The following is a 14,760-nucleotide window of genomic DNA, read 5'->3' on the forward strand; positions in this document are numbered from 1 at the left end:
GCGAGGCACGGACGATGGCACCGACACACCACCCGAGCCCGCGGACCGTCCCGGTCCCGGTCCCCGTCCCGGTCCCGGTCCCCGTCCCGGTCCCAGTCCCCGTCCCCGGCGACGGACCGGCCGCGGACCGCCCGCCCGGGCACCGGCCGCCGGCCCTCCGGGGCAAGCGGATGCCGGGCCCCGGCGGAGGGGAGCCCACCCGCTGGATGCTCGGCTCGCCGGCCATCGGCCCCGGCTACCGGGTCGTGCAGCCGCCCGGCGGCCTACGCGCCACCGCCCGGCTGACCCGCGCCCTCCCGCCCTCCGCCGCAGTCGACCGCGACCCGGCCGCGGTCGCCCGCCCGGGCACCCCCGCCGCCCCGCCGCCCCGGCCCGACGCAGCCGTGCGCCGCACGGGCGGGCACCGCGGGCAGGCGGACCGCCCGCCGGGCGCCGTCAGCGTCAGACTGATCGCCGCCCCCGCCCCCGCCCCCGCCCCCGACCACCGTGTGAGGAGACGCCCGTATGTCCGCCACCGTCATCACCGATCTCGCCGCCGAACTGCCGCTGCCCGAGGACGGCACCCTCAGCCGCGTCCTCTACCGCGACGACCGGCTGCGCGTGGTCGGCTTCGCCTTCGCCGCCGGCCAGGAACTGACCGAGCACACCTCGGCCCTGCCCGTGGTCATCCAGGTCGTCCAGGGCCGCCTCGACCTCGTCCTCGGCCAGCAGAAGACCGAGGCCCTCCCCGGGAGCTGGATCCGCCTGCCCGCCAGGCTGCCGCACACCGTGCGGGCCGTCGAGCCCAGCATCATGCTGCTGACCATGCTGCCCGCCCCGGCACCCGCCGGCTCCGGCGACGGCGACGAACAGGGAGAAGCCGGTGTGTGAGTACTGCGGATGCCAGTCGCTGGCGTCGATCGACGAGCTGACCCGCGAGCACGACGAGGTCGTCCGTCTGATCAGTCACCTCCGCTCGTCCCACCGGGACGGCGACGTGGCCGCCATGGCGCGCGTCGTCCGCGGGATCGGTGCCGTGCTCGGCCCGCACACGCAGGTGGAGGAGCACGGCCTGTTCCCCGCGCTGGCCGCGGACTTCCCGGACCAGATCGCCGCCCTGGAGGCCGAGCACCGCCGCATCGAGGCCGTGCTGGCCGAGGCCGCCGGCGGCGCGACGCCCACCGACCCGGCCTGGTCGGACCGGCTCATGGAGGCGATGGCCGTGCTGCGCGACCACATCCTCAAGGAACAGGACGGCGTCTTCCCGGCCGCACTCGCGAACCTGGGCACCGAGGAATGGGAAACGGTCGAGGCCGTGCGCGCCAGGGCGGGCAGCGCCCTGGCCAGGCCCACCGCCTGACCGGCCGCACTCCCGCCCAGGCAGCCCCGTGCCCCCGCTCGGCCGAGCGGGGGCACGGGGCTGCCTGGGCGGGTCACCGGCGGTGCACGGTCTCCAGGGCGGCGGCCAACTCGTGGGCAGCGTGACGCCCCGTGAACACGGCGGGCGGCTGTCCGTCGAGGTGGAGGAGCCGGGCCACCGCCGTCCAGGCGGTGCGCACGGAGTACTCGACGCCGAAGGCGACGTCGTCCGGCACCTCCGCGAACCGGCCGACGAACGCCAGGTTCACCGACCCGGCGGGTACGACCTGCGGCCGGTCGCCCCGGCGCCGGGCCAGGAACGGGCTGGTGAGGTACGGCATCAGACACGGCACGACCGTCGACGCCGCGAGGACGCGCGCGGTCGTCGCCTCGTCCAACCTCAGGTGGTGCAGGACCTCTTCGAGGATCTCCCGGCCGGAGCACATCGTCATCGGCTTGGGTGTGGCGTCGCCCGCGCGGTCGGTGTACAGGCCGTGACCCCGCAGCACCACAGGGCCGTCGGGCCGGTCGCGGTGGCCGGGCCGGGGGCCGGCCGCGACGGTGAGCAACCACGGGGAGCCGGTGAAGGTCACCGAGCCGCCCTCGCCGGCGCCGAGCGCCTCCAGAGCCGTGAGGAGGGCGGGATCCTCCGTGGTGACGGTGAACGACACCAGGGCGGACTCCTTGACGGACTTGTCGAACACCGCCGGGTCGCCGAAGTCGTCGCGCCCGCGCGCCAGCCGGTGCCAGAGCAGCCAGGCGTCGGAGCGGTGCGGACGCGGAGCCGGTGCGGTGGTGTGCGAGCCGGTGCTGCACGCGTCGGTGACGGACCCGTTGGTCACCAGGACCAGGTCGCCGGGGGCCACGGCGATCTTCTCGTTGCGTCCGTGCCGCGTGACGTAGAGGGTCTCGACCGTGGTGCCGCGGCGTCCCGGTGCGAGTCCGAGGTCGGTGACGCGGCATCCGCTGTGGAAGGTGACGCGGTGTCCCCGCAGCCAGGCCGTCAAGGGGCGGGTGATGGAGACGTGGACGTCGTCTCGGGTGCGGATGACGCCGGACGTGGACGGGAGGCCGGGGGAGCGGCGCAGGAAGTGCCTCAGATGACGACGGAAGTCGATGGCGCTGTGCCAGGGCTGCAAGGCGAAGGGGGCGCACCACAGGAACCAGAAGCGCGTGGTGAAGAAGTGCTCGCCGAAGCAGTCGCTGATCCGCTTGCCGTCCAGCTGCCCCTCGGGCGTGGCCAGGCACAGGACCAGCTCCAGCCGGTCGCGCTCGGAGAAGCCCATCGAGAGCGTGTCGACGGTCTTCCCGTCCCCGTCGACGAGCCGGGCGATGCCGTCCAGGGTGACGTCCTCGTGCCCGTCCAGGACCTGCCGCGCCACGGACACGCAGGGGTCGTCGAGTGAGGGAACACCCGAGAGCAGGTCGCGGGTGCAGCGGGACTCGGCCTCGAACATCCGCCCGCCGAACGGGCCGTACGCGGCTTCCGCCGTACTGTGCGCGTCCGGGCCGGGGTTCGGCTCCTCCTCGTAGAGGTGGATGTCCGTTCCGTCGAAACCGCCGTCGCGGATCAGGAACGCCGCGGCCGCGAGCGCCGCGATCCCGCTGCCCACCACATGGGCCTTCGCCATCACACAACTCCTTCTTCTCACAAGGTCGTTCGGGCACCCCGCGGCGTCACGTCCCGGGGCCTGGACGGACCGAGCCGGACGGGCGAGGGCACGGTGCCCGCCCGTCCGGCCTCGGTCGCCCCTCGGTCGACTGCGCTCAGCCGTAGTAGGCGGCGCGCATGAGCTCCTGCATGTCGTCGAGCATCGGCATCCGCGGGTTCGCGGGGGCGCACTGGTCCTCGTAGGCGTTGAGGGCCTGCTGAGGGAGTGCGTCGAGGAAGGCGCGCTCGTCGACGCCGAGGGCCCGGAACGCCGGCTCGATGCCGACGGCGTCCCGGAGCCGTTCGACGGCCGCGGCGAGCGACTCCACGCCCTCGGCCGGGGTCGCCGCCGGCAGGCCCAGCGTGCGGGCGATGTCCTGGAAGCGTTCGGGGGCGCGGTAGTTCTCGTACTTGGGCCAGCCGGTCAGCTTCGTCGGGACGGTGCCGTTGTAGCGGATGACGTGGGGGAGCAGGACCGCGTTGGTGCGGCCGTGGGCGATGTGGAACGTGGCGCCGAGGGTGTGGGACATGGCGTGGACGATGCCGAGGAAGGCGTTGCCGAAGGCCATGCCCGCGATGGTGCCGGCGTTGTGCATCTTCTCCCGCGCCCCGGCCGAGCCGTCACGCTCGTTCACCGCCGCCTCGATGTTGCCGAAGATGAGGCGGATCGCGTGCAGGGCGAGGCCGTCGGTGAAGTCGTTGGCGTAGACCGACACGTACGCCTCGATGGCGTGGGTGAGGGCGTCGAAGCCGCTGTCGGCGGCCAGCGCCGGGGGCAGTTCGGTGGTGAGCAGCGGGTCGACGATGGCCACGCTGGGGGTGAGAGCGTAGTCGGCCAGCGGGTACTTCTTGCCGGACGCCGGGTCGGAGATCACGGCGAACGGGGTGACCTCCGCGCCGGTCCCGGACGTGGTGGGCACGCACACCAGGCGGGCCAGCCTGCCCAGGGTGGGGAAGCGGAAGGCACGCTTGCGGATGTCGGAGAACTTCTGCCGCATGTCGGCGAAGTCGATGTCCGGCTGCTCGTACAGCAGCCACATCACCTTCGCCGCGTCCATGGGCGAGCCGCCGCCCAGCGCGATGATCGTGTCCGGGCGGAAGTCCCGCATCAGGCGGGCGCCGCGCTGCACGGAGTCGATGCTGGGCTCCGGTTCGACGTTGTCGATGATCTGCAGGGTCACCGGCTGCGGCCGGCGCTGCAGGACCCGGCTCACCCGGTCGGTGAAACCGAGGCGCGTCATGGTGGCGTCGGTGACGATCGTGACGCGGTGGACGTCCGGCATGGAGGTCAGGTAGCGGATGGCCTGCGGCTCGAAGTAGATCTTCGGCGGGACCTTGAACCACTGCAGGTTGTTGCGCCGGGCGGAGACCCGCTTGACGTTGAGCAGCTGGGCGGCGGTGACGTTGTTGGACACCGACGTGCTGCCCCAGGAGCCGCAGCCCAGGGTCAGCGAGGGCAGCAGCCCGTTGTAGATGCCGCCGATGGCGCCGTGCGAGGAGGGCGAGTTGACGATGACGCGGACGGTCTTCATCCGCCTGCCGTACGCCTCGGCGAGTTCCCGGTCCTCGGTGTGGATGACGGAGCTGTGGCCCTGGCCGTGGAAGGCGACCATGTCGGCGGCCAGGTCGAAGCCCTGCCGCTCGTCCGCCGCCCGCAGCACCGCCAGCACCGGGCAGAGCTTCTCCCGGGTCAGCGGCTCGTCCGGGCCGACCCGTTCGGCCTCGACCAGGATGACCGAGGTGTGCTCCGGCACGAAGAACCCGGCCTGCTCGGCGATCCACGCCGGGCTCCGGCCGACGGCCGCCGCGTTGACCTTCGGTTCGCAGCCGCCGCCCGAACCGCCGGCGGCGGGGAACAGGAAGGACTCCAGCTTCGCCTTCTCCTCTGCGGTGGCCAGGTGGGCGTGCAGGGCGCGGAACTCGGCGAGCGCCGCGTCGTAGACCTCGTCGTCCAGGATGACGGCCTGCTCGGAGGCGCAGATCATGCCGTTGTCGAACGACTTGGACAGCACCAGGTCGTTGACGGCCCGGGACAGCTTCGCGCTCCTGTGGACGTAGGCGGGGACGTTGCCGGCGCCCACGCCGAGGGCGGGCTTGCCGGCCGAATAGGCCGCCTTGACCATGGCGTTGCCGCCGGTGGCCAGGATGAGGGAGACACCGGGGTGGTGCATGAGCGTCCTGGTCGCCTCGACGGACGGGCTCTCGATCCACTGCACGCAGTGCTCCGGCGCGCCCGCGGCGACGGCGGCGTCCCGCACGACGCGGGCGGCCTCGGCGCTGCAGCGCTGCGCGGAGGGGTGGAAGGCGAACACCACCGGGTTGCGGGTCTTCAGCGCCATCAGCGCCTTGAAGATCGTCGTGGAGGTCGGGTTGGTGACGGGCGTGATCGCGCACACGACACCCACCGGCTCCGCGATCTCGACCACGTCCTCGATGTCGTCGCGGGCTATGACACCGACGGTCTTCATGCGGCCCATGCTGTGCGTGACGTGCTCGCACGCGAACATGTTCTTCGCGGCCTTGTCCTCGAAGACGCCGCGCCCGGTCTCCTCGACCGCCAGCCGGGCCAGCGCGGTGTGCTGGTCCAGGGCGGCGACCGACGCCTTCTTGACGATGTGGTCGACCTGCTCCTGAGTGAGGGACTCGTAGTCGGCGAGCGCCTTGAGGCCGGCGGTGACCAGACGGTCCACGGCGACCGCGGTGTCGGAGGGGGCCTCGGTGGCCAGGGTGGCCGCGGTCCGCGAGTCCTGTCGGGTCATGGTGGTCTGCCTCCGTTGTCAGGGGCCGCCGTGCGAGGGCGGCGGCGTCGGAACGGGAGGGGCACCGCGGGGGATCGGTGCCCCTCCCTGACTCCACTGTCCTGCCTGGCCGGGCGCCGCAGCAGGCTCCGAAGGTCCCCTTGCGCACCCCTTGGGCCCTCTTCGGCAGGGACCCTCGGCCCGGGCCCCGGTCGTGCCCGCACGTGCGCGGGCCGGGCGGGTCACCGGACCTCGGTGCTGCCGGCGGCGACGGGCGGCGCGACGTCGTCGACGCGGAACGTCAGCGCGTTCATCACGCCGACGACACCCTCCAGCCGCCACACGGCGTGGACGGCTTCCGGCACCTGGCTGCGCAGCTCCACCCGGCCGTCGAGGGTCACGACACCGTCGCGGACAAAGACGCGGACGGCCCCGTCCGGCAGCCCCAGGGCACCGGCCAGCACCTCGTCGGTCACCTGGCGGCGGATGTCGTCGTCCGTGCGCAGGAAGACGCGGAGCAGGTCACGGCGGGTGGCGATGCCGATGAGCCGGTCCTCCTCGTCGACCACGGGCAGCCGCTCGACGCCACGGCGCTCCATCAGCCGGGCCGCGTCGGGGACGGACTGCTCCGGGTGCACGGTGATCGCGGGACTCGACATGACGTCCGCCGCCGTGACGGCGGCCGACGGATCCCGGTCGGCCCGCTGCGCCTGCGCGCGCACGAGGTCGGTTCCGGAGACCACGCCGAGCACCTTGTCGTCGTCGTCGAGCACCGGCAGCCCGCTGATCCGGTGCTGGTCGAGCAGCCGGACCACTTCCTTGAACGGTGTCGTCCGGCGGGCCTGCACGACGTTCCTGGTCATCACTTCACCGACACTGCGAGTGGGCACGGTGTCTCCTCCTTCACGAGCACGGCGGGGAAGGGGCATGAGGCCTCACCTCCCCGCCGGACCGGGCGCCGGGCGCGCTAACGGTCCGGGCCGCCGCGCCACGGGGGCGGCGTGGCCGTCCTGCGGGTGGCGTCCCAGCGGTGTGCGGCACGGTTGGTGCTGCTGCGCAGCCTGTCCTGCAGCCGGTCGGCGAGTTCCCGGGCGGTGGCCTCGCGTGCGTGGACGACCACCAGGTCGTGTCCCACCCGGATCTCCGCGCCGGCCGACCAGGGCAGCTCGTCGTGGTGGGCCGCGGCCCTGACCACGCGCACCTCGCCGCCGACGGGCGGCAGGCCGGGACGGTCCAGCGCGGCGCCGACCTTCTCCCGGATGTAGGCGAGCGACTGCTCGTCGACCTCGCCCTGGGCGCGCACCCGGACGGTGGTGCCGGGGCCGCCGATACCGATGTCCTGGTCAGTCATGTGCGCCACTCCTCCTGATCGCTGCGTCCTGTGTCCAGCCTGCCGCGCGACCCGTCCCGCTCCCAGGGGCGGTCGGCCCCGCTCCCAGGGGCCGACCGTCCTGCTCCCTCACCTGGTGTCGCTCCCCTCGGCACCCTCCAGCGCGGCCCGTCCCGCCTCCAGCCGCGCCACCGGGACCCGGAACGGCGAGCAGGAGACGTAGTCGAGGCCGGCGGCGTGGAAGAAGTGCACCGACTCGGGGTCCCCGCCGTGCTCGCCGCAGACGCCGATCTTCAGGTCCGGCCGCGCGGCACGGCCCTCCGCCACGCCGATCCGCACCAGCCGGCCCACGCCGTCCCGGTCGATCGTCTCGAACGGGGAGGCGGGGAAGACGCCCTTGTCGAGGTAGGCGGAGAAGAACTCCGCCTCGACGTCGTCGCGGGAGAAGCCCCAGGTGGTCTGGGTCAGGTCGTTGGTGCCGAAGGAGAAGAACTCCGCCTCCTCGGCGATCCGGCCCGCCGTCAGCGCCGCCCTGGGCAGCTCGATCATGGTGCCGACGGGGCAGGTGACCGGCACGCCCGACGCCTCGGAGACCTCGGCCAGCACCCGCCGGACCTCCTCCCGGACGATCCGCAGTTCGCTGACGTCCCCGACGAGCGGGACCATGATCTCCGCCCGGGGGTCGCCGCCGTCCAGGCGGCGCTGCGCGACCGCCTCGCCGATCGCCCGGACCTGCATGGCGATCAGCCCCGGGACCACCAGGCCCAGGCGCACGCCCCGCAGGCCGAGCATCGGGTTCTCCTCGTGCATGCGGTTCACCGCGGCCAGCAGTTCGGCCTCGTGCGCGTCCGGCACGTCGCCGCGGGCCTCCGCGGCGGCGATCCGCACCGCCAGTTCGGTGCGGTCCGGCAGGAACTCGTGCAGCGGCGGGTCCAGGAGGCGGATGGTCACCGGCAGGCCGTCCATCGCCTGAAGGATGCCGGTGAAGTCCGCCCGCTGGAGCGGCAGCAGGGCCGCCAGCGCCCGGTCGCGCCGGGTGTCCGTACCGGCCAGGATCATCTCCTCCACGAGCTTGCGGCGCTCGCCGAGGAACATGTGCTCGGTGCGGCACAGGCCGATGCCCTGCGCACCGAACCGGCGTGCGCGGGCGGCGTCCTCAGGGGTGTCGGCGTTGGCGCGCACCTCCAGCCGCCGCACCGCGTCGGCCCGGTCCAGCGCGCGGGCCACCGCGCCGACCACCCCGGTCGCCGCGCGGTCACCCGCACCGCCCTCCTCCAGGAAGCGCATGACGGCCGAGTCCACCAGCGGAACGGAACCCGGGTACACGGCACCCGCGGTGCCGTCCACGGACAGCAGCGTGCCCTCCTCGACGACGGTGCCGTCCGCCGCGGTGAAGCGCCGCGCCCCGGTGTCCACCGAGAGTTCCTCGGCACCGCAGACGCAGACCTTGCCCATCCCGCGGGCCACCACGGCGGCGTGGCTCGTCTTGCCGCCGCGGCTGGTGAGCACGGCCTGGGCGGCGATCATGCCGGGCAGGTCGTCGGGAGTGGTCTCCTGACGGACCAGCACCACCTGCTCGCCGGCGGCGGCACGCCGTACCGCCTCGGCGGAGTCGAAGACCGCGATCCCCACCGCGGCGCCGGGGGAGGCCGGAAGGCCGTGGGCCAGCGGGTCACCGGTCCCGGCGGTGTCGAAGCGCGGGAACATCAGCCGGGCCAGGCCCTCACCGCTCACCCGGGCGAGACCCTCGTCCGGGGTGATGAGCCCCTCGTCGGCCAGTGCGGCGGCGAGCGCGAAGGCCGCCTCGGCGGTGCGCTTGCCCACCCGGGTCTGCAGCATCCACAGGGTGCCGCGTTCGATCGTGAACTCGATGTCGCACAGGTCCCGGTAGTGCCGCTCCAGGGTCTCCATGTGCGCCCGCAGCCGGGTGTACGACTCCGGGTCCAGCCGCTCCAGCTCGCTCAGCGGCACGGTGTTGCGGATGCCGGCGACGACGTCCTCGCCCTGGGCGTTGGGCAGGTAGTCGCCGTAGAGCCCGGGACGGCCGGTGGCCGGGTCGCGGGTGAAGGCGACGCCGCTGCCGGAGTCGGGGCCCAGGTTGCCGAAGACCATGCGCTGCACGGAGACGGCGGTGCCCAGGTCGTCGGGGATGTGCTCGCGCCGGCGGTACAGGCGCGCCCGCTGCCCGTTCCAGGACTCGAAGACGGCCAGGATCGCCCGGCGCAGCTGCTCGGCGGGCGACTGCGGGAAGTCCTCGCCCGTCTCCCGCCGGATCAGGCTCTTGTACGTCTCCACCAGCCCGGCCAGGTCGTCGGCGTCCAGGCCCAGGTCGTCGCGGGCGCCTCGCCGCTCCTTGAGCCCGGCCATCGCCCGCTCGAACAGGCCGCCGTCGACCCCCATGACCGTACTGCCGAACATCTGCACGAGACGGCGGTAGGAGTCCCAGGCGAAACGCTCACTGCCGGCGGCCTTGGCCAGGCCGCGGACGGAGTCGTCGTTCAGCCCGATGTCGAGGATCGTCTCCATCATGCCCGGCATGGAGAAGCGGGCTCCCGAGCGGACGGACAGCAGCAGCGGATCGTCCCGCTGCCCCAGCTGCCGGCCCGCCGCCTCCTCGACGGCCTTCAGGTGCTCGGCGACCTCCTCCGACATGCCCGCGGGCTCACCGCCGCTCTCCAGGAAGGCGCGGCACGCCTCGGTGGTGATGACGAAACCGGGCGGCACCGGCAGACCGAGCCGGGTCATCTCGGCCAGATTCGATCCCTTGCCACCGAGCAGGCCGGCCATCTCGCGGCCGCCCTCGGTGAAGTCGTACACGTAGCGCGCCATGACGTTGCTCTCCTCGGCTGGGGGCGTGGCTCCTCCAGCGTCGGCCGCCGGCGCCGTGCCGGGGAGGTACCGGCAGGTCCCGACCCGAGGGCCGGCCGACCCCCTCCGGCCGCCCCCGCAGGGTCCAAAGGACCGGAATCAGGGCTGTGCAGCCCCTGAGCACCGGCCCCCGGACGGAGGAGGCTCGAAGCCATCCGAAAGCCACTCGGCAAGTCATCCGGAATCATCCGGAATCATCCGGAAGTCTTCCGGAAATCATCCGGAAGCCGGCCGATCAGGGAGGGGACGCGTCATGATCCACGACATCGCGGTGGGGGTCGACGGATCGCCCGCGAGCCTTGCTGCCGCACTGTGGGCGGCCCAGGAGGCCGAGCGGCGGGGGACCGGGCTCAGCGTGGTGCACGCCTGGTACCGCCATGTCCGCTCCGCGCCGTACGTACCCGGGGACAGCACCGAGCACGACTGGGCCGAGCGGACGCTGCAGGAGGCCGTGCGCACGGTGCGGGCGGCCCACCCCGGTCTGCGGGTCACCGAGCGGCTGGTGTGCGACGCGCCGGTCACCGCGCTGGTCGCCGCCGCGGCCGACGCCGAGATGCTGGTCCTCGGCTCCCTCGGTCTGGGGCCCGCGAGCGGGTTCGTGACGGGCTCCGTGTCCCAGCGGGTCGTGGCCCGGTCCGCCCGCCCCGTGGTGCTGGTCCGGGCGGGCCGCGGCGCCGCCGACGAGCACCTGCCGGCCGCCGACGGCCTCGCCCCGGAGGAGATCCCGCGGACGCCGTACCGCGAGGTCGTGCTGGGACTGAACGTCGAGCACCCCTGCGACGAGCTGATCGCATGGGCCTTCGACGCCGCCCGGCGGCGCGGCACCGGACTGCGGGTGGTCCACGCGTGCCGGACGCCCGCCCGGCACACCCCCGTGCCGTCGGTGCCGCTGCCGTTCACGGACGTCGAGGACGTGCCACCGGAGGGCCAGGCGCGGGGGCAGGCGCGGGGCCAGGCGCTGGGTGACGCGGAGCGCACGGTGACCGCGGTCCTGCGCCCCTGGCGGGAGAAGTACCCGGCTGTCCCGGTGACCGAGACCGTCACCGAGGGCCGGGCCGCCGTCGTCCTGGTGCACGCGGCGCGGGACGCCGGACTCCTCGTCGTGGGCCGCCGCACGAACGGACGCCGGATCGGCGCCCACTCGGGTCCGGTCACACACGCCGTCCTGCACCACGTGGGCTGCCCCGTCGCCGTGGTCCCGCACGACTGAGCCCACGCGCACGCACACGCGGCCCGGCCCGCCCGGGACCGGCCGGATCGGGCCGCCCAGGACCGTGCCGGGCCGGGCCGCTTGGGAACGGCCGGGCCGGGACGCCCACTGCCCCGGCACGGTCGGTGGCGGCGTACACCCGACGCCGACGAGGGGCCCGGCCCGGGCCCCTACCCGCCGTCCACGGGCCGCCGTCCACGGGCCGCCGTCCACGGGGCCGCCGTCCACGGGCCGCTGCCCCCTGGCCGCCGCCCCCGGCCGAGTTCTCCACGGTGGCGTGCGGCCCGGACCCCAAGGTCCCCGAAACGCCGACGCCTGGCGGCAGTTCACCGGAAGCGGCCGGCGTGAGCGCATCGACGTGTCCGACTTCCCCAGGCCGGGCGGTCCGGACAAGGACCCATGGCCCCACCGAGGGACCAGCGGCCACTCACGGTGGGAGGCGCCGCGCCGGAAGATCGTTGACGAAGGATCACGTCCTCAGTCGCCCGTGGCGTCCCCACGGACCAGTCCAAGGAGCAGCCCCGTCATGTCTCCCACCCCACGCGGCGACGCGAAACCCGCGCCAGGAGCGTCGCTCGGTCTGCCCGCGGCGTCGGCGCTGGTGATCGGCAGCATCATCGGCACCGGCGTGTTCGCGCTCCCCGCGGCCCTGGCACCGTACGGTCCCATCTCCCTCGTCGCGTTCGTCGTGGTCACGCTCGGTGCGCTCGCGCTGGCCATGACGTTCGGATCGCTGTCGAAGCGGGCGCCGGCGAGCGGCGGGCCCTACGTCTACGCCCGGGAGGCGTTCGGCGAGTTCGCCGGATTCCTCAACGCCTGGTCGTACTGGATCACCGCGTGGGCCGGCAACGCCGCGATAGTGGTGGCCTGGGTCGGCTACGTCGAGGTCTTCGTCAACACCCAGCACCGCACCTGGGTCTCCGCCCTCATCGCGCTGATCGGACTGTGGATCCCCGCGGCGATCAACCTCACGGGGGTGCGGAACACGGGCGCGTTCCAGGTGCTGACCACCGTGCTGAAGTTCGTGCCGCTGGTCTTCATGGCCACCGTCGGGCTGTTGTTCATCGACCCGGACAACTTCGGTGCGTTCAACGCCGGCGGCGGTTCCGCGCTCGGCGCCATCTCGGCGGCCGGTGCGATCGCCCTGTTCAGCTACCTCGGACTGGAAGCCGCCTCCGTGGTCGCGAGCCGGGTCCGGGAGCCGGGCCGCAACGTACCGCGCGCCACCGTCTACGGCACCCTCGCCTGCGCGGCCATCTACATCCTCGGCACCCTCGCCGTCTTCGGGACCGTCTCGCACGGTGAACTCGCGGTGACCTCCGCCCCGTTCACCGACGCCGCCAACAACATCACGGGCGGCACCTGGGCCGGTGACGTCGTCGCCGTGGCCGCGATCGTGTCCGGCATCGGTGCCCTGAACGGCTGGACCATGCTGTGCGCGGAGATGCCGTACGCGGCCGCCCGCGACGGTCTGTTCCCCCGTGCCTTCGCGACGCTGCGCGGGAAGAACGACGTGCCCGTGTTCGGCATCGTGGCGTCCACCGTGCTCGCCTCGCTGATCACCGTCTTCAGCTACACCCGCTTCGACGACGTCTTCACGAAGATCGTCCTGCTGAGCGTGCTGACCGCGGTGATCCCCTACCTGTTCTCGGCCGCCGCGCAGCTGTACTGGCTGCTGGAGCACGGCCGCGGGAGCCTGCGCCCGCGCACGCTGGCCAGGGACGTGACCGTCGCCGTGCTCGCCATGGCCTTCTCCTACTGGTCGATCCAGGGCAGTGGCTACCAGACCGTCTACTACGGGCTGTTCGTGCTGCTTCTCGGCCTGCCGGTCTACATCTGGCTGCGGCACGGCCGCGAGGACGACGCGCGGCCCAAGCCCGGCCGCCCGGTGACCCCCGACGAGCGGGCCGCGACCCCCGACGAGCGCCCCGCCGAGACCCCACCGCCCGCCCCCGCCCGCCGCCGGCCGGGAATCCCGCGCCCCCGCGGCACCGTCAGGGCCCCCCTCCCGCACCACGACTGACATGACCGACGTGACCGACGTGACTGACGCGGCCCTACGGCCTGACCGGCCTGACCGGCCTGGAGGTCACCGACGAGGTCTTCTCCTCACCCGCCCCACTCGTCTTCGACCAGGCGGAGAACCGGCTGCACACCATCAAGGCCGTACCCGCCGCCACCCTAAAGGACTCAAGCCATGCGCATCGTCATCGCCCTCGGCGGCAACGCCCTGCTGCACCGGGGGGAACGCCCCGACGCCGACGTGCAGAAGGCGAACATCGACCGCGTCGCCACGGCGGTCGCCTCCCTCGCCCGCGACCACGAGATCGTCATCACCCACGGCAACGGCCCCCAGATCGGGCTGCTGGCCGTGGAGAGCTCGGCCGACCCCGCCCTCAGCGCGCCGTACCCGCTGGACCTGCTCGGCGCGCAGACCCAGGGCATGATCGGCTCGCTGCTGGCCCGCACGCTGCACGACGTGCTGCCCGCCCAGCGGATCGCCGCCCTCGTCACCCACACCGTCGTCCGCGCGGACGACCCCGCCTTCAAACGGCCCACCAAGTTCGTCGGCCAGGTCTACTCCTACTCGCAGGCCAAGACGCTGGCCCGCAGACTGCGCTGGCGGATCGGCCAGGACACCACCGGCTGGCGCCGGGTCGTCGCGTCGCCCACCCCCGAGCGGATCCTCGAAGCCGGAACCATCCACGACCTGCTCAGCCTGGGCACGCTCGTGATCTGCGCCGGCGGAGGCGGTGTCCCCGTGGTCGCCGACCCGGCCACCGGCGCGCTCAGCGGCACGGAGGCCGTCATCGACAAGGACCTGACCGCCGCCCTCCTGGCCGAGGACCTCAAGGCCGACTTCCTCCTGATCCTCACCGACGTCCCCAACGTCTACACCGACTTCGGCACCCCGAGACAGCGCCCCGTCCTCGACGCCACCCCCGCCGAACTGCGCCGCGCCGGCTTCGCGGAAGGCTCGATGGGCCCCAAGGCAGAGGCCGCCGCCCGCTTCGTCGAACGCACGGGAGGAATCGCCGCGATCGGCGCCCTGGACGCGGCGTACGAGATCGTCCACGGCAGATCGGGCACGCTGGTGCGTCCGGAGATCCCGGCGGCTTGATGTATCCGGGGCGTATCCGTTGCACACCCGGGTGCGCGTTCCGGTCAAGGTCCGCCCAGATGGGCTTCCAGGGCCGACGGCCAGGAGCCGTAGGCCGCTTCCGGCCGGGCGTCGTCTACTCTGCCCGACATGGCCCACGCGAAGACCTCGTACGTCTGCCTCCCCTGCCGGGCCGCATACAAGCAGCCCCACGACAGGGACAGGCAGCGGATCTGCCCTCGTTGCGCGCAGCCGCTGGTCCACGTCGGCTCCGCCTTCGCCACGCCCCGCCGCCGGGACACCGCGGCCTGGCGGACGCTGGCCGTGCTGCTGCACGCGGGCGTCCGCTTCCACAAGAGTTGCTGCGGCGGGCCCGGTTACCGTCCCCGGACCTTGTCCGAGGTCCGCGAGCGGATGGCGTACGCCCGTCGCAGCGGTGAGCCCTTCGCGACCGCACTCGTACGGCGCGCAGTGCCCTGAGCCAGCAGGAAGTCCCGGTCGACGCCGGCGTGCTCCTCACCACCG

Annotated in this window: 11 protein-coding genes and 1 pseudogene; 7 read left to right on the forward strand and 5 right to left on the reverse strand. The window is 73.5% G+C overall.

Translation table 11 applies throughout. The annotated features are described in order from the left end of the window. Positions 1–504: 504 nt before the first annotated feature. Together ABZY20_RS07600 and ABZY20_RS07605 are read left to right on the forward strand one after the other, a co-directional pair. Complete coding sequence (locus ABZY20_RS07600) at positions 505–870, forward strand: cupin domain-containing protein (protein WP_356437993.1); 366 nt, start codon at positions 505–507, stop codon at positions 868–870. After that, on the forward strand, positions 863–1,339 hold the full coding sequence (locus tag ABZY20_RS07605; protein WP_356437994.1) for a hemerythrin domain-containing protein: 477 nt from the start codon (positions 863–865) through the stop codon (positions 1,337–1,339). Before ABZY20_RS07600 ends, ABZY20_RS07605 begins: the two co-directional genes overlap by 8 nt. A 73-nt stretch (positions 1,340–1,412) precedes the next feature. Here ABZY20_RS07605 and ABZY20_RS07610 read toward each other — a convergent pair whose 3' ends face one another. The 5 genes from ABZY20_RS07610 to ppdK all read right to left on the reverse strand — a co-directional run bounded on the left by ABZY20_RS07610 (position 1,413) and on the right by ppdK (position 9,886). Further along, positions 1,413–2,969, reverse strand: coding sequence for an oleate hydratase (locus tag ABZY20_RS07610; RefSeq protein WP_356437996.1), 1,557 nt, complete (start codon positions 2,967–2,969; stop codon positions 1,413–1,415). 136 nt (positions 2,970–3,105) lie between these two features. Continuing rightward, the gene (gene adhE, locus ABZY20_RS07615) at positions 3,106–5,748 is read right to left on the reverse strand and encodes a bifunctional acetaldehyde-CoA/alcohol dehydrogenase (protein WP_356437999.1); all 2,643 of its coding nucleotides are present in this window, start codon (positions 5,746–5,748) and stop codon (positions 3,106–3,108) included. Between the two features lie 221 nt (positions 5,749–5,969). After that, positions 5,970–6,617, reverse strand: coding sequence for a CBS domain-containing protein (locus tag ABZY20_RS07620; RefSeq protein WP_356438000.1), 648 nt, complete (start codon positions 6,615–6,617; stop codon positions 5,970–5,972). Between the two features lie 77 nt (positions 6,618–6,694). Beyond that, positions 6,695–7,078 (reverse strand): hypothetical protein, encoded by a 384-nt coding sequence (locus ABZY20_RS07625; RefSeq protein ID WP_356438002.1) that lies wholly within the window; start codon positions 7,076–7,078, stop codon positions 6,695–6,697. Positions 7,079–7,186: 108 nt separating this feature from the next. After that, complete coding sequence (ppdK, locus tag ABZY20_RS07630) at positions 7,187–9,886, reverse strand: pyruvate, phosphate dikinase (protein ID WP_356438005.1); 2,700 nt, start codon at positions 9,884–9,886, stop codon at positions 7,187–7,189. A gap of 292 nt (positions 9,887–10,178) precedes the next feature. On the opposite strand from ppdK, the gene ABZY20_RS07635 reads away from it, so the two are divergent. The 5 genes and pseudogenes from ABZY20_RS07635 to ABZY20_RS07655 all read left to right on the forward strand — a co-directional run bounded on the left by ABZY20_RS07635 (position 10,179) and on the right by ABZY20_RS07655 (position 14,715). Beyond that, complete coding sequence (locus ABZY20_RS07635) at positions 10,179–11,135, forward strand: universal stress protein (RefSeq protein ID WP_356438007.1); 957 nt, start codon at positions 10,179–10,181, stop codon at positions 11,133–11,135. 526 nt (positions 11,136–11,661) lie between these two features. Continuing rightward, positions 11,662–13,158, forward strand: a complete 1,497-nt coding sequence (locus ABZY20_RS07640) for an amino acid permease (RefSeq protein WP_356438009.1) — start codon at positions 11,662–11,664, stop codon at positions 13,156–13,158. A 47-nt stretch (positions 13,159–13,205) separates the two neighbouring features. Next, positions 13,206–13,325: pseudogene (locus ABZY20_RS07645) on the forward strand (ornithine carbamoyltransferase subunit F); the annotation flags it as partial. A 7-nt stretch (positions 13,326–13,332) separates the two neighbouring features. After that, positions 13,333–14,256, forward strand: coding sequence for a carbamate kinase (locus ABZY20_RS07650; RefSeq protein WP_356438012.1), 924 nt, complete (start codon positions 13,333–13,335; stop codon positions 14,254–14,256). 129 nt (positions 14,257–14,385) lie between these two features. Then, on the forward strand, positions 14,386–14,715 hold the full coding sequence (locus tag ABZY20_RS07655) for a deoxyxylulose-5-phosphate synthase (RefSeq protein WP_356438014.1): 330 nt from the start codon (positions 14,386–14,388) through the stop codon (positions 14,713–14,715). Positions 14,716–14,760 lie beyond the last annotated feature (45 nt).

Origin of the sequence: Streptomyces sp. NPDC006624 (genome assembly GCF_040611555.1) — a bacterium.
Classification (GTDB): domain Bacteria; phylum Actinomycetota; class Actinomycetes; order Streptomycetales; family Streptomycetaceae; genus Streptomyces.